We start from the raw sequence: 18,952 nt of genomic DNA on the forward strand, positions 1-18,952 counted from the left end.
TCAGGCCCGCAGGTGGCAGCGGAGCGTGACCACGCAGGGCCACGCTCGTGCCGGAAAGGATGCGGCATGAGCGCCGAAACAAGCGCCCGCACAGTCGAGTTCGACGACAGCGGCTTGGAGACGTGGTCCGACGAGGACCGGTTCGCGGTCACCGGCGAGCGGGTCGCGGAGTACGCCGCCGCGACGAACGATCCGATCGCCGCGCACCTGGCCGGTACGGTGGCCGGACCGGTCTTCGCCATCGTCCCGGTCTTCGAGGCCATGATGATGCCCGTCATCGACGTCGCGCCGATGGACATCTTCGGCCGAGTCGTGCACGGGGAGCAGGACTTCCACTTCCACCGCGCGATCCGCCCCGGCGACCGGCTGGTGTCGCGCGCCAAGGCGATCGGCTATACCAGCCGCCCCAACGGCACGACCATCACCATTCGCATCGAATGTCGTACCGAGGCGGGAGAACCGGTCAACGACCAATACCTCACCGCTTTCTTCCGCAACATCGATGCGGGCAAGACGGTCGGCGCGGCCGCTCCGGCGCACAAGTTCGACGAACGGCTGCGCGAGCAGGACCCGGTCGCCGTCGTGGCGCAGCACGTGGACCACGACCAAACCTTCCGCTACGCACCGGCGTCCGGCGATCCCGTGCCGCTGCACCTGGACGAGCAGGTCGCCGAGGACGCCGGACTGCCCGGCATCATCGCGCACGGGCTGTGCACCATGGCGTTCGCGTCCTGGGCGGTGCTGACCGAGGTCGCGGAGTCGGATGTGCACCGGCTCAGGCGCTTCGCGGTGCGCTTCGCCAAGCTGGTCTTTCCCGGCGACGATCTGGAGACCCGCATCTGGAAGGCGGGCTCCGCCGACGGCGTTACCCGCTACGCCTTCGAGACCGTGCGCGGCGACGATGTCGTGCTCAGCGACGGACTGGCCGAGATCGCCGACTGACCATCGCGCAGCGGCACGATGTCCGCCGCTTCCCTTCGGGCACGACTACAGGAGACAACACATGGGCGTATTGGCCGGGCGGGTCGCCGTCATCACCGGCGCGGGTCGCGGCATCGGCCGCGAGCACGCATTGCTGTTCGCGAAGGAGGGCGCCGCCGTGGTCGTCAACGATCTCGGCGGCAGCAACGCGGGCGAGGGGACCGATGCCGGTCCCGCCCAGGAGGTGGTGCGCGAGATCGTCGCCGCGGGCGGGAAGGCGGTGGCCAACACCGACGACGTCGCCACCTGGGACGGTGCGCAGAAACTGGTCGAGCAAGCGGTCAGCGAGTTCGGCGGCCTGGACGTCGTCGTCAACAACGCGGGCATCCTGCGTGACGCGTTTATCGCGGGCATGGACGAGTCGCAATGGGACGCGGTGATCGCCGTGCACCTCAAAGGCCACGCCGCGGTGCTGCACCATGCCGCCGCATATTGGAAGCAGCAGTCCAAGGCGGGCAATCAGCCGAACGCGGCCGTGATCAACACGGCATCGGCGTCGGGCACCACCTTGCCCAACCCGGGACAGGCCAATTACGGCGCGGCCAAGGCCGGGATCGCCGCGCTGACCCTGGTGGCCGCCGACGAACTGGCGCGCTACGGCGTGCGGGTCAACGCGATCGCGCCGATCGCGCGCACCCGGCTCACCCTGGCCACACCCGGCATGGGCGAGATGCTGGCTGCCGAAGCGGAGGAGTCCGACGGCGGGTTCGACGCCTTCGCCCCGGCCAATATCGCGCCGCTGGTCGCCTACCTGGCCGCCGAAGACTGTCCGATCACCGGCAAGGTGTTCGCGGTGCAGGGCGGCGCGATCTCCGAGCTGGCCGGTTGGCACGATGTGAAGACCATCGAGACCGAAGGGCCCTGGCTGATCGACGACATCACCGCCCGGCTGCCCTGACCTCGGGGAATGTGAGGAGAACGACGATGTTCGAATGGTCCGAGACCGATGTCATGATCCGCGATGCCGTCCGGGCGTTCATCGACAAGGAGATCCGCCCGAATCTGGACGCGCTCGACAGCGGTGCACTGCCGCCGTACCCCGTCATCCGGAAGTTGTTCCGCGAGTTCGGGATCGACGTGATGGGCGGCGAGGCCGTGCAGAAGATGCTGGCCAGGCAGGCGGCGCGGGAGAGCGCTCCCGCCGAAGCGGAACGGAAGCCGAAGTCATCCGGCTCGAGCCCGTTCGCCGGACAGGAATCGCTGATGGCGGTGCTCATCGGCGAACTGTCCGGAGTGTGCATGGGCCTGGTCTCGGCGATGGGCGTGAGCATCGGTCTCGGCGCGACCACGATCATGTCGCGAGGCACGCTGGCGCAGAAGCAGCGCTGGCTGGAGGACATCGTCACCATGCGGAAGGTCGCCTCCTGGGCGATCACCGAACCGGACTCCGGTTCCGACGCGTTCGGCGGCATGAAGACCTACGTCAAGCGCGACGGCGAAGATTACCTGCTCAACGGCCAGAAGACGTTCATCACCAACGGCCCCTACGCCGACGTGATGATCGTCTACGCGAAGCTCGACGACGGCGCGGGCGGCGACAAGCGCGACCGCAAGGTGCTCGCCTTCGTGCTCGACAAAGGCATGCCCGGCCTCACCCAGGGCAAGCCGTTCAAGAAGATGGGCCTGCACTCCTCGCCGACCGGTGAGCTGTTCTTCGACAACGTGCGCGTGAGCCGGGACCGGCTGCTCGGCGAGACCGAGGAGCACAAAGGCGGCGACGGCAGGGACAGCGCCAGGTCCAGCTTCACCGCTGAGCGGGTCGGCGTGGCGTTCATGGCGCTCGGCATCATCAACGAGTGCCATCGGCTGTGCGTGGAGTACGCCAAGAACCGCAGGCTCTGGGGCCAGGAGATCGGACGGTTCCAGCTGGTCCAGCTGAAACTGGCGAAGATGGAGATCGCGCGGATCAACGTGCAGAACATGGTGTTCAACACCCTGGAGCGGGGCCGGGCAGGCAAGCCGCCTACCTTGGCCGAGGCCTCCGCGATGAAGCTGTACGCCTCCGAGGCCGCCACCGAGGTGGCCATGGAAGCGGTGCAGCTGTTCGGCGGCAACGGCTACATGACCGAGTATCGCGTGGAGCAACTCGCCCGCGACGCCAAGTCACTGATGATCTACGCGGGCAGCAACGAGATCCAGGTGACCCACATCGCGAAAGGGCTGCTCGCGCAGTAGTTTCCGAATCGGCTGGCTCGCCGTACGCACTGCGCGGTGAGGCTACGGCCGCGCGCAACCAAATCGGCCCGACCACCGGTCGTGGGCGGGGAGACCGAGCCCAGCCGGTTGACGATCCGGCTCGTGCCCGTCCACTGCATCAGCGGCCGGCTGGCCATAGAGCGGTCATCATCGCCCACCGTCGCCGCGTTCGGGCGTGTCGGAACGGGCACTCGGGAGGCCGCGTGCACTTGGTCCTGAACTCGAAAGCCGACGTGCTCAGCGCACCATAACTACGTCTTTCGAGCGAAGCGAGACCGAGCCATAAGAGGGCCGCGAACACCCAGCGCCGCAGGCGCTGGAAAGATCAACACAGCACACGCCGCGACGAAGTCGCGGCCGAACTACACAGCGCGTAGCCGAGTGCGGCTGGCGTAGACGTGTTCGGCGATGAGGGTGGCGATGCGGTCGGGCGCTTCCAGCATCGGCACGTGGCCGACGCCGTTGACCAGGATGCGGTCGGCGGATTCGGGCAGTTCCTTCAGGTAGCGCCGCGCGTAGACGCGGTTGGGAATGACCCGGTCGTACTCCGACAGCAGCAGCCGGACCGGCGTCCGCAGGGTGGACAGGTCGTCCTGTGCCGGCGCCCGCATCGCGCCGAGAATCATCGGCACCATCGCCGGGCAGTGCAGCGCGGCGGCGAGCGCGGCGGCGGCGTCGCGCCGGGACACCGCGGAGGCCTGCTTGCTCAACGCGAGCAATGCGACCCGCTGAGCGAGTGGGTTGCCGATCACGAATCCGCCGATGCGCTTGCCGATTTCGACGAGCGGTATCAGGGAGAGGAATTTCAGGTTGACCCGCCATTGGGTCAGCGAGGGCGCATGCCAGCCGCCCGCGGGCGCGATCAGCGTCAGGGTGCGGGCACGTCCGCGGCGGGCGAGTTCGACGCCGACCAGTCCGCCGAGCGAGTTGCCCGCGATATGGCAAGTGCGCCAACCCAGTTCATCGAGCTGCTCGCAGATCCGGTCGGCCAGCGAACCCACGTCCACCGACGGGCCTCCGGTGGGCGCGCCGCCCCAGTGGCCCGCGAACGCGGGCGCGAACACCTCGCAGTGCGTCGACAGCCGCGCCGCCGTCTGCTCCCAGCAGTGCGGCGACATCATGAATCCGTGCAGCAACAGCAGGGGATCGCCGGATCCCACGTGCAATGCCTTGATCGGCTGGGGCTGTTTCGCCCGGGTGGATCCGCGCGCGGGGGCGGAGGAGGACTGGGAGGTGTCGGACGACATCGTCATCACCCCTTCCTGGACGGCAGTGTCCAAGGGACTTCATCTGACCAGCATTGTACGGTCGTGGTGTGCCGTATATCTCGACAGTGAACGTGAACGGTGTCCGCGCGGCCGCGGGCAAGGGGCTGCTCGCCTGGCTCGCGGCCACCGAGGCGGACATCGTCTGCGTGCAGGAGACTCGCGCCACCGACGAGCAGGTCCGGGCCGCGCTGGCGCCCGCGCTCGACGCGGGATGGCAGCTGTCGCACGCCGAACCGGAGTCCAAGGGCCGCGCCGGTGTCGGCATCCTGTCCCGGCGGGCGCCCAGCGCCGTGCGAGTCGGCTTCGGCAGCAGTGAGTTCGCCGCGGCGGGCCGCTATCTCGAAGCCGATTTCGACGATGTCACCGTGGCCAGCGTCTACGTGCACTCCGGTGACGCGGGCACGGTGCGTCAAGACGAGAAGTATCGCTTCATGGCCGAACTCGGCGCCTACCTCGCCGCGCGAACCGGTGATTTCGTGGTCGCCGGGGACTGGAACATCGCCCACACCGAGCGTGATCTGAAGAACTGGAAGGGCAATCTGAAGTCGGCCGGGTTCCTGCCGCAGGAGCGGGCGTGGATCGATGAGCTGCTGGCCGCCGGATTCGTCGACGTGGTGCGCCACCTGCATCCCGACATCGACGGTCCGTACAGCTGGTGGTCCTACCGAGGCCGCGCGTTCGACAACGACAGCGGCTGGCGCATCGACTACCACCTCGCTCGCGGTGATCTCGCCGCCCGGGCCAAGGACGCGGTGGTCGAGCGTGCCGTCTCCTACGATCAGCGCTGGTCCGACCACGCCCCCGTCACGGTGCAGTACCGATGAGCCGGTCGATCAAGCCCATCGGCCTGCTGGGCGCGGCGGCCTTGGTGGTGTTTGCCCTTATCTAACTGGTCTCTCACTCGGTGTGTCCACCGCGACGCCGCGCGCTGATCGCCTTCCGGATCAGCGCCCGCGCTGCTTCACCGGTCACGGACTGACGAGCCAGGACGTCGAACGTCCGGTGATACACCGCTATCTCTCGCGGCTGAGTGATCGACAGCTCTGCTGTGATGTTTTCGACCAGGACACGGCTCGAATCGAACATCAGAAACGACGTGGTAGCCGTCTCGAACGGTGCCAGCATCGGCACGATTCCAAGCGTCACACGCGGCATACCTTGGACAGCTAAGAGCCGGTCGAGCTGGCCGACCATCGTCTGCCCGTCGCCCACGGTGGTGTACAACGCTTGTTCACCAAGGACGAAGTGGAACAAGTGGTCACGCTGATACAGGACTTGTTGCCGCTGCATCCGCTTGGATACCCCCCCGTCCAGATCGTCCAGAATCTGCTGGAACTCGATTACCTTCCGCAGGATGCCCGCCGCGTAGTCGGCGGTCTGTAGAAGACCGGGAACCAAGACCGGTTCAAACGATCGGATGATCCGAGCTTCGGATTCCCACTTGATCGACGCTTGCTGTCTGCGCTTGGTTCCGGTACCGAGAATCTTCCGCCATTCGAGGTACGCGGTATCTATGTTCTGCCGCGCCGCGTGGAGGTCTGCTAGTTGGTCACCTGCGTTGCAGTGTCGGCAGTACGCCGAGATGTCCTCCAGGGACGGCCGTATCCGGCCGTATTCGATCTTTGAAACCTTGCTTGCGTCCCATCCGCTACGGCGTGCCAACTCCGCGCCGGACAACCCAGCGGCAACACGAATACCCCGGAGTTGCGCCCCGAGATATTCGCGCTGCTGGTCAACTGAATCGGTCACTGTGTGACGTACTCCGGAAACGGGGTGCCGAGAGACCAGAACCGGGCTCGGAGGCCGCGACAGTACGCGGCAATGTACGGGTCGGTGGTTACCGCACCAGACCAACCTCCGGACTCCCCGAACGCTGAGAAGACCACTGTTTCGTCATCAAGTAGCCAGTAGTCATCCGAAGGGACTTCCCCGGCATGATGCCGGGGCAGATATCGAATGTCTTCGCCTGCCCGTACGTTGAGCGCTGCCACGGCAAGCGCGAACCGGGTGTAGTCGGTGTGCGGTTCGGTGACGATTCGTACCCGTGTGACCGCTACGCCCCGGCTGGCCGTCTCCTGTATCAGCTCGGTCCACGGCTGGAACCATGCGTAGTCATCCGGCTCGTCTGCCAGGAACCGCCGGAACGGTTCATGCTCGTTCGGTTCGGCGTACGAGTCGAGCACTTCGAGGTGAAATGCTTCCCGCTTGCAGGTCCGGAGTAGGTCCGGGAACCCTTCATCGGGCACTAGCAGCACCGTAGAACGTCCTTTCTAACTTCGGAACCTCGATAGCGGCTTCGTCGTCGGCAATGTCGAGCCGTGCGAGTAGTTCTGGTTCGGTGACCGGCCGACCAGTGAGCCGAAATGTTCCTCGGCCGGTGTCGGTCAACGTCGCACCGATGAACGTATCCGGTTCCAGGAAACCGAGTAGCAGGTGTGGCAACTCGACGGTATCGGCCCGGTCTGTCTTCCATGCTTGGACGAGAGTCGTGACACCCGAACTGAGCGAGTACCCGATAGATCCTGATAACCCGCCGGAGTTCCCCGGAAAGCTGCCTCGAGAGCTTTCGGTGGTGGTCCGTGATCAGTTGCAGAAAATTGCCGAGGAAGTGAACCCGTATCTCGGTCCCGACCACCGGGCCATAGCCGCACTGTTCAAAGCTGCGGAAGAGTTGGCGGTAGTCACCTTTCCCAAGTCGGGGCAGTACGCCGAGTAACACGCCGGACGAGTGATGTCCTTACTTCAGTTCCTCCACGAGCTTGGACGGTGTTGCGTCCGTGCTCTAGATGCCGGGCAGGTGACGTAGATTCGTCAGTCATGACGGATAGCCGCGCCACCGGCAAGGCGCGTAACGGGGTCTACATTTCGGTTCCTTATCTGCATCTGCTCACCGAGTCGATCCAATGGCGCGTCGACCATCACCTCGCCCGAGGAGGTCCGGCCACCCGAGCCGAGGAGGCGGTGGTCGAGCGCGCCGCTACCTACGATCAGCGCTGGTCGGACCACGCGCCCGTCACGGTGCAGTACCGATGAACCGGGCGCGACTGATCAAGCGCGGTGTCGGCCTGCTGGTCGCGGTGGCCCTGGTGGTGCTCGCCGCGGTGCTCGCGCTGTACGACGGTGGCGCTACCACCACATCTACCCCGGCGAGTCGCGCGACCACCGTCGCGACGAGCGCGGTAACCCCGACCGCCGCCGCGCCACGCGGTGCGGACAGCGCGTCGCCGGTCGATCAGGCGTCCGGTGTCCCGGAGCGCGCGTACGCCACGCTGCGGGAGATCGACGCCGGCCGGTGGCCCGCCTCGGCGAACGCCCCCGGCACCAAAGGGGGCGAGCGATGGCAGAACCGCGGCGGGGACTTGCCCGCCGCCGACGGCTCCGGTAAGCCGATCATCTATCAGGAATGGGACGTCAATCCCAAGCAGTCCGGCCGATCCCGCGACGCCGAACGCATCGTCACCGGTAGCGACGGTTCGGCCTGGTACACCGGCGATCACTACAAGACCTTCACGAGGATGCGCTGATGACAAAGACCGTCACGCTGTCGCAGTTCCTTGCCCGCTCCGACGCCGACGACGCGCCGCCCGGCGCCGCACTCACCCCGCCGCGTGTCACGTTCGGCACGCTCGCGGTGGACGCCGCCGACTTCAGCGGGGTGCGAGACAAAGCGCCCTCGGGCTACCTGGTGCGTGAACTGCGCGGCGCGAAGATGACCACCACTGCGCGCCTGTTCGACGAGTTCGCCGCCGCGTTCCAGTTTCCGTACTACTTCGGGGAGAACAAGGACGCGTTCGACGAGTGCCTGCGTGATCTGGACGATTTCCTCGGCGAAGGGGCCGGCTACGTTGCCGTGGTGCGCGACTCGGCCGGATTGCTCGCCGACGAGCCCGTCGAGCGTGACTGGTTCGCCGAGGCCATGCGCGATTGCGCGGCCTACTGGTCGCGGCGGGACGTACTCTTCCGGGTCGTCCTGCAAGGCGAAGCGCCCGATCTGGAGGACGTGTCCCTGCGGCTGTGACCAGGGCTGTTACCGCAGTTTGCCGGCCATGTCCTCGCCGAGCAGGACGAACACGTCGACTGTCTGCTCGATCAATTCGTCGCGCGTGAGATCCAGGTCGCCTTGGAGCCAGGCGGTCAGCGTCTGCACCAGCCCCCCGACCAGGTAGAGGGCCCGGAACTCGACCACCGCGGCCGGGCCGGAATCCGGGAGCCGGTAGAAGTCCGTGCCCTCGGTGGCCACCATCCGCGCGAACGTTCGCACCGTCTCGGTGGTGCGGGCGCGCAGTTCCGGCGTCGCCATACCCGCGATCAGGGCGGCTTTCGCCTTACGTGGGTCATCGGTGAGCAGGTGCACGCCCGCGGTGATCGCGGCGTGCGCGGTCGCGCGCGTGTCCGGCGCGGCGGTGCGCACGGCCGCGAGGATGGCCGCCGCCAGTTCCGCGGCGATCCCGTCGATCAGGGCGGTGAGCACGGCGTCGCGGCTGTCGAAGTTCTCGTAGTAGTACCGCTCGTTGAGACCCGCCCGCGCGCACAACCCCGACACGGTCAGTTTCCCCAGCCCCTCCGTGCCGATGATCTCCAGCGCGGCCTCCAGCAACGCCGCACGCCGCTGCGCCCGGCGCTCCTCGGCGGAGATGCCCCCGTAAGTCCGCTGCGCCGTCACCCTTCGATTCTTACAGGTCCGCTGAACACCGTGGTTGTCGCCCGATCGACCCGCGCGCCACATTCTGGCATGGAGTATTGCCAGAAAGGTAGGTTCTGGTGGATGCTATTGCCAGATGTGCTCGATGAGGAGGCGGCGATGTCCGAGCCCGGCTATTTCAGTGACCACTCGATGGTCCGGCGGGTGATGAGCAAGCGGGCGGTGGGACTGACCTACGGCTTGCGCGCGCTGGTGATCGGGGCGGTGCACCCGCTGCTCTTTGTCGGCACGGCGGAGAACACCGAGCACCGCATGACCCCCTACACCCGGCTCGCGCTGACCGGCCGCCTGTTCGAGGCGGTGTTCCTCGGTAGCAGAGCCGAGGCCGACCGCGCGCTGGCTTTCACCAGGAAACGGCACGTCAAGGTGCGTGGGACGCTGCCGGAGGACGCCGGTGACCAGCACCCGGCGGGGACGGGATACTCCGCGCTCGACCCGCACCTCATGTTCATGACCATGGCCTTCACATTCGACTCGGCCGAGGTGATGTACGACCTGCTGGTGCGCACCATGACCGGCGGTGAGCGCGAAGGGCTCTACCAGGACTACGTGCGCTGGGGCGAGCTGTTCGGCATGCCCGCGGACGCGGCGCCCGCCAGTTATCCGGAGTTCCGTGCCTTCTTCGACGGCTACCTCGCCTCCGGCGAACTGTTCCTCACCGACGAGGCGCGGCTGGTCGGCTCCTACCTGGCCGGACAGCGCGTCCCCTACTCGCAGGGTGTGCCGTTACAGCAGGTCACCTCCGCGTTCTACCTGCTGGTGCAGGGCAGCCTGCCGACACGCATCCGCCGGATGTACGGGATGCGCTGGGGTGTGGCGGAGGAGGTCGCCTACCAGGGACTGTCCCGAGCGGTTCGCACCGCGCACGTGTCGGTTCCGCTGGTGCCCCCGGTGCTGCGTGGCACGCTCGCCGGGCCGAGCGCGCCGGTCTACAAGATGCTGTCCAAGCGGGAACACGAACTGGTCAGCGGCGGACGGCCGAGCATGCCCGGGGTGGACCCGCGCAACTGGGTGCAGCGAAATTCGGCTTGAGCCGCATGCGAAAATCGGAGTATGTCGAGTCCTGCGCCCAGCCCGGCCGCCGAACGTAAACAGCGGGTTCTGTCCGGGATCCAGCCGACCAGCTCCTCGTTCCATCTAGGGAACTACCTTGGCGCGCTGCAGTACTGGGTGACCATGCAGGACGACTACGACGCGCTGTATTTCATCCCGAACATGCACGCGATCACGGTGCCGCAGGACCCCAAGGAACTGAAGCTCCGCACCAACGCCGCCGCCGCCCAGTTGCTCGCGCTGGGCATCGACCCCAAGAAGTCGACCCTGTTCGTGCAGAGCCAGGTACCCGAGCACGCGGAGCTGACCTGGGTGCTCAGCTGTCTCACCGGTTTCGGCGAGGCCAGCCGGATGACCCAGTTCAAGGACAAGTCGGTGAAGCAGGGCGCGGAGAACGCGACCGCAGGCCTGTTCACCTACCCGATCCTGATGGCCGCGGACATCCTGCTCTATCGCGCCCATCAGGTGCCCGTCGGCGAGGACCAGCGTCAGCACTTGGAACTGACCCGTAACCTGGCCCAGCGCTTCAACTCTCGGTTCAAGAAGACGTTCGTGGTGCCGGAGGCGCACATCGTCAAGGGCACGGCGAAGATCTACGACCTGCAGGACCCGACCGCGAAGATGAGCAAGTCGGCCTCCACCGACGCGGGTCTGATCAACCTGCTCGACGACCCGAAGGTCACCGCGAAGAAGGTGAAATCCGCGGTCACCGACACCGAACGCGAGATCCGCTACGACCCGGAACTCAAGCCGGGCGTCAGCAACCTGTTGGTGATCCTGAGTTCGCTGACCGGTGCGCCGATCGTCACCTTGGAAAAGGATTTCGAGGGTAAGGGTTACGGCGAGCTGAAAGCCGACGTGGCCGACGCGCTGGTCGAATTTGTCACGCCGTTGCAGGCCAAGGTGCAAGAGTACATGTCGGATCAGGGTGAACTCGACCGCGTACTCGCGGCCGGCGCCGAGCGTGCGCGAGAGATCGCGGGCAACACCCTCGCGCAGGTCTACGACCGGGTGGGCTTGCTGAGTCGCTAGGCGGCCGCTCGCCTGGGCGGTTGTCGCGCGCCCGACCGGGTACCACCGGTGTGAGGTCTCTCGGTCGAAGGGGCGAATGGTGCAGGTGATCGACAACGTCAAAGCCGGGATTCAACGCCGGATCCAGGCGCAGCCGTGGCTGGACCATCTGGTTCGCGCGGCGGGGCGCTATCAGCGGCAGCGGGGCGACTACTACGCGGCGGGCATCACGTATTTCACTGTGCTGTCGTTGTTTCCGCTGCTCATGATCGCTTTCGCGGTCGCGGGCGTGATCTTGTCCAGCAATCCCGATCTGCTCGGGGAGTTGCAGTCCAAGATCGTCGAGAACATTCCCGGCTCGTTCGGCACGCAGCTGAACGATTTGATCGAGCAGGCGGTCGACTCCCGGCGCACGGTCGGCGCGCTGGGCCTGATCACCGGCGTCTACAGCGGCCTCGGCTGGATGGCCAACCTGCGCGCCGCGCTCACCGAGCAATGGGACCAGAAGTCTCCGGACGGCAACTGGCTGATGACCAAGCTCTCCGATCTGGGTGCGCTGGTCGGTCTCGGCCTCGCGTTCACGGTCTCGCTGGGCTTGTCGGCCTTGGCGTCGAGTTCGCTCGGCAGTCAACTGCTGGACAATCTGGGCCTCGGCGATTTGCCGGGCGCGGACCTGCTGTTGTCGCTGTTGTCGATCGCGCTCGGGTTCCTCGCCTCCTGGGCGGTGTTCGCCTGGGTCATCGCGCGGTTGCCCCGGGAACCGGTGACGCTGGCCAGTGCCGCCAAGGCGGCCGGTCTGGCCGCGCTGGTCTTCGAGGTGTTCAAGATCGTCGCCTCGATCTACCTGCAATCGGTGCTCAGCAGTCCGGCGGGCGCCACCTTCGGCTCGATCATCGGTCTGATGGTGTTCAGTTACGTCACCTACCGCATCGTCCTGTTCGCCACGGCCTGGGCCGCCACCGCCGCGGAGAACGAGCCGGAAGCCGAGATTCCCGCCCCCGGGCCGGCCGTGATCGCGCCGCGGGTCGGTGCGCGTGACGTCTCGATGGGGGTGGGCGCCGCCTTCTTCGGCGCGGGTGCGCTTGCCGCCCTGACTCTTTCCGGATTACGCAGGTCGGACCGGCGGTGATCGATCAGCGTCGCCGGGTGGCCCGCCGTGCCCCTAGGACGAGCGCGGCGATCACGAGGACACCGCCGATGATCAGTACGGTGCGCGCGCCGGTGCGGCGATCTCCGGTGTGTGGCATGGCGGACGGGTCGCTGCCCGGCGACGAGGACATCGCCGGGTCGTTTCCCGATGTGGGCGGCGCGGCGAGGGTGGCTCCGCTCTGGTCGCGCTGGGGTACCACCGCGCCGGGCAGATTGCCGATCGAGGCGCCGCGGGGCAGCGCGAATCCGTAGTCGATCAGGCGGGCCGCCTGCTCCCACGGGCGCACCGGCTGCACGTCGGCTTTGAGGAGAGTGACGGCGAGCCTGCGGCCGCCCCGCTGGGCGGCGGCGACGAAGGTCTGGCGCGCGTCATCGGTGAAGCCGGTCTTGCCGCCGAGGGCGCCGTCGTAGTTGTAGAGCAGCTGGTTGTCGTTGCCGATCGGGTAGCCGGGGCGGTCGGTGTCGCCCGGAACGGCAGGGTCGGCGGGGTAGCCGGGGAAGTCGACCTGCTCGGTGTGGATCAGCTCGGCGAACAGCGGAACTGTCATGGCCTCGCGGAACAGCACGGCGAGGTCGTAGGCCGAGGTGCTCATGCCGGGGCCGTCCAGCCCGGACGGAGTGGCCGTGCGAGTATCCATGGCGCGCAACGACTTCGCCAGGTCGTTCATCTTCGCGACGGTCGCGGCGTCGCCGCCGAGCTGCGCCGCGATGGCATGCGCCGCGTCGTTGCCCGAAGCCATGATCAACGCCTGCATGAGCTGCCGGTTGGTGTAACGTCCGCCGGGGCCGATGCCGACCCGGGTGCCGTCGGCGTCGGCGTCGGCCTGCGTGCCGACGACCACCTTGTCGAGATTCAGCGTGCGCAGCGCCAGGGTGGCCAGCAGCACCTTGATCGTGCTCGCGGGCCGGTAGCGACCGTGCGGGTCCTTCGCGGCCAGCACCTCTCCGGTATCCAGATCCGCCACCAGCCAGGCCGTCGCCGAAATGTCCTGCGGAGCGGGCGGCGCGGCTTTGGGAAGTACGACTCCGCACTCGCCGAGGCGGGTTCCCCCGATCGGCGGAGAAGGGATCGGCAGCGGCGTGGGGGTCGGCTGTCCGGGTGCGGGCACCTCGGAGGTGTCGATCGGTGCGGGCGGCGATGTCTTCTGCGGGCACCCGTCGGTGTTCGGGGTGGTGAACGGCGTGGTGGTGCTCGGCGCTGCGAGGGACGGCGCGGCCGTCGCTCCGATCACGGCGACGGCGAGCACGGCGCCTGAGCAGAGCAAGGCACGGCGAGTGATCTTCATCGCCGATGAGCCTAGCGAGCGGTCCGGTGATCGGGCAGTCCATCCCCGCGACGGTATTGACAGTATCTACTAAGTGAGAGCTACTATCAAAAAGATGTAGCTAGCATTTATGGAGGCGTCATGAAGAACGACTCGTCCCGTCGCTGGCTCGCCCTCGGCGCGCTGGCCGTGGCGATGCTGACGATCGGGCTCGATGTCACCGTGCTGACCGTGGCGCTGCCCACGCTCGCCGTCGACCTGAACGCGAATACCGCCGCGCTGCAATGGTTCAGCAGCGCCTACACGCTGGCGCTGGCCGCCGTGATGCTGCCCGCGGGCGCGCTCGGCGATCGCTACGGCCGCAAGAAGTTCCTGCTCGCCGCGCTGGTGCTGTTCGGCGTGGCGTCCATCGCGTGCGCCGTGGCCACCTCGCCCGGCGAACTCGTCGCGGCGCGCGTCGTGCTCGGCATCGCGGCCGCGGCGATGATGCCGCTGTCGATGTCGGTGCTGCCCGCGATGTTCCCCGAACCGGCCGAACTCCAGCGGGCGCTCACCATCTGGATCACCTCCACCGCGATCGGCCTACCGCTGGGCCCGATCGTGGGAGGTTGGTTGCTGCGGAACTTTTGGTGGGGTTCGGTGTTCCTGATCAACGTGCCGATGGTCGTGATCGGTGCGTGCGCCGTCGCCGCGTTGGTGCCCGAATCGCGCAGCGCGCAGCACTTCCGGATCGATCTGCCCGGTGTCGCGCTGTCCGCCGCGGGCATGCTCGGGCTCACCTACGGCTTCATCCGGATCGGCGAGAAAGGCTGGGGCGACGGCCCGGCCTGGGCGATCATCGCGGCCGGTGTGCTGCTGCTCGGCGCGTTCCTTCTCTGGCAGCGCAGGACCACGCATCCGCTGGTCGATCTCGGGCTCTTCGCCGCCGACGGGTTCCGCTGGGGGACCGCCTTCTCGATCGTGGTGAACTTCGCCATGTTCGGCATGTTCTTCACCGTTCCGCAGTACTTCCAAGCGGTGCTCGGCGTGGACGCGCTCGGCAGCGGCCTGCGATTGCTTCCGTTGATCGCCGGTTTGCTGGTCGGCAGCAGGCTGGTCGACAAAGCGCTGCCGAAACTGGGCGTGCGCGTGGTGGTGGCCGCCGGATTCGCGCTGCTGGCCGGCTCGCTGGCACTGGGGGCGTTGACCACCGTGGACAGCGGTTACGGCTTCGCCGCCCTGTGGTTGACGCTGCTCGGCGCCGGTATGGGGCTGGTGATGCCCGCGGCCATGGGCATGGCGATGGGTGATCTGGATGCCGAGCGCTCCGGGTCCGGCTCCGCGCTGTTGCAGGCGCTGCGCCAGGCGGGCGGCACCATCGGCGTCGCGGTGCTCGGCACCGTGCTGTCCACTCGGTATCGGTCGGAACTGGGCGAGCTGAACCGCGAGCCGATCTCCGACGGCGTGAACGCGGGCGTCGCCACGGCGGGCAAGCTGGGCGATCCGTCGATGCTGCACCAGGTGCAGGTGGCCTTCCTCGGCGGCATGGGCGCGATGCTGTGGGCCTGCGCCGCGCTCTGCGTGCTGGCGGCGGTGCTCACGGCGACCTTGGTGCGCACGCGGCAACCCGCACGGGCGCCGGAGCCGGGTGCGGCAGAATCGATCCATGTCGGTTGAGCTACCCGCGAGCGGGACGGCGCAGGGTCTGCGCGAGCGGAAGAAGGAACGGACCCGCCGGACGATTCGCCTCGAGGCCTTCCGGCTGTTCCGCGAGCAGGGTTACAACGAGACGACGATCGAACAGATCGCCGCTGCCGCCGATGTCTCGCCCAGCACCTTCTTCCGCTACTTCCCGACCAAGGAACAGCTGGTGCTCGCCGACGACCTCGATCCGCCGATGATCGAGGCGTTGCGGCGTCAGCCGCGCGACATCGGGCCGATGGCGGCCTTCCGCGACGCGATGCTCGAGGTCTTCGGCAATCTGTCCGACGCCGAGCTGGCGTTCGAGCAGGAGCGGCAGGCGCTGCTCTATCACGTGCCGGAGCTGCGGTCGGCCATCGGCTTGGAGATCATCCGCAGCATCGATCTCATCGCGGGCCTGCTGGCCGATCATCTCGGCCGGTCCGCCGACGACTTCGAGGTGCGGGTGGCGGCGGGCGCGATGGCGGGCGCGGCTCTGGGCATGGCGACGATGACGCCCTTGAACGTGGAGAACCTCACCCGCACATTGGATTTCCTGGACGCGGGCATGCCCCTCGTTCCGAAGCGCGAGTCCTGAAGTACCGGCCGTACTGTTACGCGCCTGCCGGACTGGCCTGCCGCAAACGGTCGGGCGTGTCGTCGTCCATGGTCGCGAAGAAGCCGCCGATCACGTCCTCGATCTCGGCGATCGAGTCCGCGCAGTAGAGAGTCGGCTGATAGTGGGTGATGTCGTAGGTCGCGGTACCCATCCGGGCGACGTCGAGTGGGCGTAGTTCGGCGTGCCGGAACTCCTCGATCTCGCCGTAGGACGACAGCAGGCCCGCGCCGTAGCACCGAATCTCGCCGCGCTCCCGGACGACGCCGAATTCCATCGAGAACCAGAAGACGTCGGCAAGGAATTTCAACGCGCGATCGGTGCTCAGGCGCGCCACCGCCGCGCCGACGGTCGCGTAGATCGCCGCGAAGCGCGGGCTGGCGATCTGGGTGGCATGCCCGATGATCTCGTGGACGGCATCCGGCTCCGGGGTGTACAACGGTGCGGAATGATGCCGGATGTACTGCGTGGAGTGGAAGATCCGATCGGCGAAGGAGCCGAAGAACTGTCGCAGCGGCACCAGTCCGGCGGCCGGTGCGTACCGGAATCCGGTCAGCGGGGCGAGCGCCGCGGACACCTCGTCCAATTGTGGGATGTGATCGGTGGGCAACGACAGCGCTTCGGCGGCCGTCAGCACCTCCGCGCTGGCATAGGTGCGATGTTTGCGCGCGAGTTCGGCCGACACGATCCGCCACACCTGCTGCTCCTCGTCGGTGTAGGCGATGTGGGGTGTCGGCTTTCCCGGTGCGTGGTCCAGTGCCAGCGCGGCGATGGCATTGCGCCGGGCCCGATATTCCGGATCGTGCACACCGGGGTGCTCATCGCTCAGGTGCACGGTCACGTCGCCGTCGCCGGTGCGGGTCACCGGCGAGTACAACTGCGCCTCGCTGAACATGACTCGATGCAAGCACCGTAGGAACCCGCCGACAACAAAAGCCCGTTCAGCTGAGCAATCTGCCTAGCTGAACGGGCTTTCCCGGGGCCGTCCTGGCAACCGAAGGCGGGGATCGGACGGCGTGCTGATCAGTGCGCGCCGTGCAACGAATGCACCACCGCGTGGCCTTTACCGCGTCCGATCATCCACTTGTTGACCGGCGTGGTCAGCGCGAAGGCCACCGCCAAGGAGAAGGCGAGGGTGGTCCAGAACAGCACCGTGTCCAGGTGGGCGTCCATCGCGCCGGGAACGGCGAGGATCACGGCGTTGTCCACGATCTCCATCACCGTGATGGACACCGTGTCGGCGGCAAGCGCGGTGCCGACGGCCGCCGCCAACGGCAGGCCCGCGCGCAGCACGCCACGCATGGTCAACGCATAGCCGAACACGAACGCCAGCACGATGGCCAGCACCATCGTCGAGGTGTTGTTCCAGCCCAGCGCGGTGCCGATCACCATGCCGAGGATTTCGCCGATGGCGCAGCCGGTGAGGCAGTGCAGGGTCGCCATCGCCGCCATCCGCCAGGTAGCGGGACCGTGGTGCGCGCTGTGTTGTTCGGCGGGTGCGGCGTGCGAGAGGTGTTCGGCCGACGGGTGGTGCCTGTGTTCCATGACTGGAACTATACCCCCGTAGGGTATTTGCGCAAGGCCGAGTTCGCGATTTGCCGGACATGAACGGGCGTTATGCCGCAAGATGGCGAAAGTATGAAGGAGGGCGCATGAAATCCGTGCGGATCGATCTCGACCAGGACCTGCTCGCCGCGGCCGCCGCCATCATGGGCACGTCGACCAGTGACGCCACCGTCAACGAGGCCTTGCGCCGGATCGTCGTGCACGAGCGCCAGCTGCACAATCTGCAGCGGCTCGCCGCGAAGATGTTCGTCGGGCTACCGGACGTCGCGGTGGTGGACCGCTAGGCCTTCTGGAACCGGTTATCTGGGAGAAGTGGGCCGCCGCTCCTCGAGAGCGCGCTGCCAGACCTCGTCGAACTCCCTGGTGTCGATCTGGAGTGCGGTGAACTCGGTCTCGGCGTTCAGTTCGTCCGGCGTGGGAACCGGGATCTGCCCGAGTTCGGTGGTGCCTGTGCCGCGACCGGAATCGGCCCAGTCGCGGTGGCCGTCCCGGAACACCTCGACCTTGCGCACCTCGAAACCGTCGTCGCCGATCTCGCTGAACAGCTCCACCGGCTCGTCGTCGAAATCGTGGTGCCATTGCGCCTTCAGGTACCACATCGCGCATCAACTCCCCAGTTCGTGACCGACTCGGTTGCCGAACCGCATATCAGCCAGCATATGGGTGTCGCGGGTCGGCGTCCCGCTGCTGAGCTGACGGGGTGGTCGGCCGAGTTTCCCTCGAGGTGAGTGGTCGCGGTCGAGTGCTGGCCGGAGTGTCGGTGGCTCCTGGCAGAATCCCGGGCACTGTTGGCGTGACCGAGGGGTGGGAGTCATGGCGGTCTCTCTAGTCGACGTGCCGGTGACGCAGCGGCCGCGTGAACGGTTGCTGGCGCTCGGGCCGCACGCGCTGAGCGACGCGGAGCTGCTCGCATTGCTGCTACGCCAGGGCAGGCGCGGTGCGAGCGCGCTGGACCTGGCGGTGGAGTTGCTGGTCGAGCACGGCGGTCTCGCCGGGCTGGCGTCCGCGCGGCCGGAGGAGTTGTCGCGCCGGGCGGGCATCGGCGTCGCGAAGGCCGCCGCGATCATCGCCGCCTTCCACCTCGGCGCACGAGCACGTGGCAGGCCGGACACGTCGATCCGGCTCACCAGCCCCGCCGACGTGGCCGCCGCCGCCCTCCCGCTGTTCGCGGGCGCCAGGGTGGAGCGTCTTCTCGTCCTGATCTGCGACGCCCGGAATCGCCTCCGTCAGAAGGTCTTCGTCGCCGAAGGCGCTGTCGACCAGGTCGCCGTCCCCGTCCGGGAAATCCTGAACACCGTCCTGCGCCACGACGGCCGAGCCTTCGCCATTGTGCACAACCACCCTTCCGGCGACCCCGCCCCCAGCCCCGACGACCGCCGCACCACGACCCTGCTCACCGAAGCCGCCCACACCGTAGGCCTCCGCTTCCTCGACCACGTGGTCATCGCGGGGGAGAGGTGGACGAGCGCACCGAAGTTCGCTTGAC

Annotated in this window: 22 protein-coding genes and 1 pseudogene; 15 read left to right on the forward strand and 8 right to left on the reverse strand. The window is 67.4% G+C overall.

What is annotated here, in order from left to right; all coding sequences use genetic code 11:
- The first annotated feature begins 66 nt into the window (after positions 1-66).
- The 3 genes from ACFV2O_RS13860 to ACFV2O_RS13870 all read left to right on the forward strand — a co-directional run bounded on the left by ACFV2O_RS13860 (position 67) and on the right by ACFV2O_RS13870 (position 3,156).
- On the forward strand, positions 67-942 hold the full coding sequence (locus ACFV2O_RS13860) for a MaoC/PaaZ C-terminal domain-containing protein (RefSeq protein ID WP_379252056.1): 876 nt from the start codon (positions 67-69) through the stop codon (positions 940-942).
- Between the two features lie 61 nt (positions 943-1,003).
- Complete coding sequence (locus ACFV2O_RS13865) at positions 1,004-1,879, forward strand: SDR family oxidoreductase (RefSeq protein WP_379252057.1); 876 nt, start codon at positions 1,004-1,006, stop codon at positions 1,877-1,879.
- Between the two features lie 26 nt (positions 1,880-1,905).
- On the forward strand, positions 1,906-3,156 hold the full coding sequence (locus ACFV2O_RS13870) for an acyl-CoA dehydrogenase family protein (protein WP_379252058.1): 1,251 nt from the start codon (positions 1,906-1,908) through the stop codon (positions 3,154-3,156).
- 383 nt (positions 3,157-3,539) lie between these two features.
- Here the strand turns inward: ACFV2O_RS13870 and ACFV2O_RS13875 are convergent, their stop codons facing one another.
- Positions 3,540-4,430: an alpha/beta fold hydrolase gene (locus ACFV2O_RS13875; RefSeq protein ID WP_379252059.1), complete on the reverse strand. Its 891-nt coding sequence runs from the start codon at positions 4,428-4,430 to the stop codon at positions 3,540-3,542.
- A gap of 62 nt (positions 4,431-4,492) precedes the next feature.
- Here ACFV2O_RS13875 and ACFV2O_RS13880 point away from each other — a divergent pair, with 62 nt between their 5' ends.
- On the forward strand, positions 4,493-5,269 hold the full coding sequence (locus tag ACFV2O_RS13880; protein WP_379252060.1) for an exodeoxyribonuclease III: 777 nt from the start codon (positions 4,493-4,495) through the stop codon (positions 5,267-5,269).
- A gap of 73 nt (positions 5,270-5,342) precedes the next feature.
- On the opposite strand, the gene ACFV2O_RS13885 is transcribed toward ACFV2O_RS13880, so the two are convergent.
- Both ACFV2O_RS13885 and ACFV2O_RS13890 read right to left on the reverse strand, forming a co-directional pair.
- On the reverse strand, positions 5,343-6,194 hold the full coding sequence (locus tag ACFV2O_RS13885) for a helix-turn-helix domain-containing protein (RefSeq protein WP_379252061.1): 852 nt from the start codon (positions 6,192-6,194) through the stop codon (positions 5,343-5,345).
- A complete protein-coding gene (locus ACFV2O_RS13890) occupies positions 6,191-6,700 on the reverse strand; it encodes a DUF6879 family protein (RefSeq protein WP_379252062.1) in 510 nt (169 codons plus the stop codon). The genes ACFV2O_RS13885 and ACFV2O_RS13890 overlap by 4 nt, the downstream gene beginning before the upstream one ends.
- Positions 6,701-6,933: 233 nt before the next feature.
- Between ACFV2O_RS13890 and ACFV2O_RS13895 the strand changes: the two genes are divergently transcribed.
- The 4 genes and pseudogenes from ACFV2O_RS13895 (at position 6,934) to ACFV2O_RS13910 (ending at position 8,463) form a co-directional block, all read left to right on the forward strand.
- Positions 6,934-7,161, forward strand: a complete 228-nt coding sequence (locus ACFV2O_RS13895; RefSeq protein WP_379252063.1) for a hypothetical protein — start codon at positions 6,934-6,936, stop codon at positions 7,159-7,161.
- A 224-nt stretch (positions 7,162-7,385) separates the two neighbouring features.
- A pseudogene (locus tag ACFV2O_RS13900) lies at positions 7,386-7,478 on the forward strand (exodeoxyribonuclease III); the annotation flags it as partial.
- Positions 7,475-7,969, forward strand: coding sequence for a ribonuclease domain-containing protein (locus tag ACFV2O_RS13905; protein WP_379252064.1), 495 nt, complete (start codon positions 7,475-7,477; stop codon positions 7,967-7,969). The pseudogene ACFV2O_RS13900 and the gene ACFV2O_RS13905, both read left to right, overlap by 4 nt.
- Positions 7,969-8,463, forward strand: coding sequence for a barstar family protein (locus ACFV2O_RS13910; RefSeq protein WP_355079045.1), 495 nt, complete (start codon positions 7,969-7,971; stop codon positions 8,461-8,463). Before ACFV2O_RS13905 ends, ACFV2O_RS13910 begins: the two co-directional genes overlap by 1 nt.
- A 9-nt stretch (positions 8,464-8,472) precedes the next feature.
- On the opposite strand, the gene ACFV2O_RS13915 is transcribed toward ACFV2O_RS13910, so the two are convergent.
- Positions 8,473-9,108 carry a TetR/AcrR family transcriptional regulator gene (locus tag ACFV2O_RS13915; RefSeq protein ID WP_379252065.1) on the reverse strand — a complete coding sequence of 212 codons (636 nt, stop codon included), beginning with the start codon at positions 9,106-9,108 and terminating at the stop codon, positions 8,473-8,475.
- A 102-nt stretch (positions 9,109-9,210) separates the two neighbouring features.
- On the opposite strand from ACFV2O_RS13915, the gene ACFV2O_RS13920 reads away from it, so the two are divergent.
- From ACFV2O_RS13920 to yhjD, 3 genes are all read left to right on the forward strand, one after another.
- Positions 9,211-10,179: an oxygenase MpaB family protein gene (locus tag ACFV2O_RS13920; protein ID WP_379252066.1), complete on the forward strand. Its 969-nt coding sequence runs from the start codon at positions 9,211-9,213 to the stop codon at positions 10,177-10,179.
- A gap of 21 nt (positions 10,180-10,200) precedes the next feature.
- Positions 10,201-11,232, forward strand: coding sequence for a tryptophan--tRNA ligase (gene trpS / locus ACFV2O_RS13925; protein WP_355079051.1), 1,032 nt, complete (start codon positions 10,201-10,203; stop codon positions 11,230-11,232).
- Between the two features lie 79 nt (positions 11,233-11,311).
- Entirely contained in the window at positions 11,312-12,340 is a 1,029-nt protein-coding gene (gene yhjD, locus ACFV2O_RS13930; RefSeq protein WP_379252180.1) for an inner membrane protein YhjD, read from the forward strand.
- Positions 12,341-12,344: 4 nt separating this feature from the next.
- On the opposite strand, the gene ACFV2O_RS13935 is transcribed toward yhjD, so the two are convergent.
- Positions 12,345-13,646, reverse strand: coding sequence for a D-alanyl-D-alanine carboxypeptidase family protein (locus ACFV2O_RS13935; protein WP_379252067.1), 1,302 nt, complete (start codon positions 13,644-13,646; stop codon positions 12,345-12,347).
- A gap of 120 nt (positions 13,647-13,766) precedes the next feature.
- Between ACFV2O_RS13935 and ACFV2O_RS13940 the strand changes: the two genes are divergently transcribed.
- Together ACFV2O_RS13940 and ACFV2O_RS13945 are read left to right on the forward strand one after the other, a co-directional pair.
- The gene (locus tag ACFV2O_RS13940) at positions 13,767-15,281 is read left to right on the forward strand and encodes an MFS transporter (RefSeq protein WP_379252068.1); all 1,515 of its coding nucleotides are present in this window, start codon (positions 13,767-13,769) and stop codon (positions 15,279-15,281) included.
- Positions 15,271-15,882: a TetR family transcriptional regulator gene (locus ACFV2O_RS13945; protein WP_379252069.1), complete on the forward strand. Its 612-nt coding sequence runs from the start codon at positions 15,271-15,273 to the stop codon at positions 15,880-15,882. The genes ACFV2O_RS13940 and ACFV2O_RS13945 overlap by 11 nt, the downstream gene beginning before the upstream one ends.
- Positions 15,883-15,898: 16 nt before the next feature.
- Here ACFV2O_RS13945 and ACFV2O_RS13950 read toward each other — a convergent pair whose 3' ends face one another.
- Both ACFV2O_RS13950 and ACFV2O_RS13955 read right to left on the reverse strand, forming a co-directional pair.
- Complete coding sequence (locus ACFV2O_RS13950) at positions 15,899-16,795, reverse strand: phenylalanine 4-monooxygenase (protein WP_379252070.1); 897 nt, start codon at positions 16,793-16,795, stop codon at positions 15,899-15,901.
- Positions 16,796-16,923: 128 nt separating this feature from the next.
- Complete coding sequence (locus ACFV2O_RS13955; RefSeq protein ID WP_379252071.1) at positions 16,924-17,445, reverse strand: DUF4396 domain-containing protein; 522 nt, start codon at positions 17,443-17,445, stop codon at positions 16,924-16,926.
- 107 nt (positions 17,446-17,552) lie between these two features.
- Between ACFV2O_RS13955 and ACFV2O_RS13960 the strand changes: the two genes are divergently transcribed.
- The gene (locus ACFV2O_RS13960) at positions 17,553-17,750 is read left to right on the forward strand and encodes a type II toxin-antitoxin system VapB family antitoxin (protein WP_355079063.1); all 198 of its coding nucleotides are present in this window, start codon (positions 17,553-17,555) and stop codon (positions 17,748-17,750) included.
- A gap of 15 nt (positions 17,751-17,765) precedes the next feature.
- Here the strand turns inward: ACFV2O_RS13960 and ACFV2O_RS13965 are convergent, their stop codons facing one another.
- Positions 17,766-18,065 (reverse strand): DUF6881 domain-containing protein, encoded by a 300-nt coding sequence (locus ACFV2O_RS13965; protein ID WP_379252073.1) that lies wholly within the window; start codon positions 18,063-18,065, stop codon positions 17,766-17,768.
- 214 nt (positions 18,066-18,279) lie between these two features.
- Here ACFV2O_RS13965 and radC point away from each other — a divergent pair, with 214 nt between their 5' ends.
- Complete coding sequence (radC, locus tag ACFV2O_RS13970) at positions 18,280-18,951, forward strand: DNA repair protein RadC (RefSeq protein WP_379252075.1); 672 nt, start codon at positions 18,280-18,282, stop codon at positions 18,949-18,951.
- Position 18,952 lies beyond the last annotated feature (1 nt).

The sequence above is a fragment of the Nocardia sp. NPDC059691 genome, assembly GCF_042733915.1.
GTDB classification, from domain to species: Bacteria; Actinomycetota; Actinomycetes; order Mycobacteriales; family Mycobacteriaceae; genus Nocardia; species Nocardia sichangensis.

What these genes read in the sequence shown, in the direction of transcription:
- ACFV2O_RS13860 (WP_379252056.1), top strand. Translation starts at nt 67, where the DNA reads ATGAGCGCCGAAACAAGCGCCCGCACAGTCGAGTTCGACGACAGCGGC.
- ACFV2O_RS13865 (WP_379252057.1), top strand. Translation starts at nt 1,004, where the DNA reads ATGGGCGTATTGGCCGGGCGGGTCGCCGTCATCACCGGCGCGGGTCGC.
- ACFV2O_RS13870 (WP_379252058.1), top strand. Translation starts at nt 1,906, where the DNA reads ATGTTCGAATGGTCCGAGACCGATGTCATGATCCGCGATGCCGTCCGG.
- ACFV2O_RS13875 (WP_379252059.1), bottom strand. Translation starts at nt 4,430, where the DNA reads ATGACGATGTCGTCCGACACCTCCCAGTCCTCCTCCGCCCCCGCGCGC.
- ACFV2O_RS13905 (WP_379252064.1), top strand. Translation starts at nt 7,475, where the DNA reads ATGAACCGGGCGCGACTGATCAAGCGCGGTGTCGGCCTGCTGGTCGCG.
- ACFV2O_RS13910 (WP_355079045.1), top strand. Translation starts at nt 7,969, where the DNA reads ATGACAAAGACCGTCACGCTGTCGCAGTTCCTTGCCCGCTCCGACGCC.
- ACFV2O_RS13920 (WP_379252066.1), top strand. Translation starts at nt 9,211, where the DNA reads ATGCTATTGCCAGATGTGCTCGATGAGGAGGCGGCGATGTCCGAGCCC.
- trpS (WP_355079051.1), top strand. Translation starts at nt 10,201, where the DNA reads ATGTCGAGTCCTGCGCCCAGCCCGGCCGCCGAACGTAAACAGCGGGTT.
- ACFV2O_RS13935 (WP_379252067.1), bottom strand. Translation starts at nt 13,646, where the DNA reads ATGAAGATCACTCGCCGTGCCTTGCTCTGCTCAGGCGCCGTGCTCGCC.
- ACFV2O_RS13940 (WP_379252068.1), top strand. Translation starts at nt 13,767, where the DNA reads ATGAAGAACGACTCGTCCCGTCGCTGGCTCGCCCTCGGCGCGCTGGCC.
- ACFV2O_RS13945 (WP_379252069.1), top strand. Translation starts at nt 15,271, where the DNA reads ATGTCGGTTGAGCTACCCGCGAGCGGGACGGCGCAGGGTCTGCGCGAG.
- ACFV2O_RS13950 (WP_379252070.1), bottom strand. Translation starts at nt 16,795, where the DNA reads ATGTTCAGCGAGGCGCAGTTGTACTCGCCGGTGACCCGCACCGGCGAC.
- ACFV2O_RS13955 (WP_379252071.1), bottom strand. Translation starts at nt 17,445, where the DNA reads ATGGAACACAGGCACCACCCGTCGGCCGAACACCTCTCGCACGCCGCA.
- ACFV2O_RS13960 (WP_355079063.1), top strand. Translation starts at nt 17,553, where the DNA reads ATGAAATCCGTGCGGATCGATCTCGACCAGGACCTGCTCGCCGCGGCC.
- ACFV2O_RS13965 (WP_379252073.1), bottom strand. Translation starts at nt 18,065, where the DNA reads ATGTGGTACCTGAAGGCGCAATGGCACCACGATTTCGACGACGAGCCG.
- radC (WP_379252075.1), top strand. Translation starts at nt 18,280, where the DNA reads ATGGCGGTCTCTCTAGTCGACGTGCCGGTGACGCAGCGGCCGCGTGAA.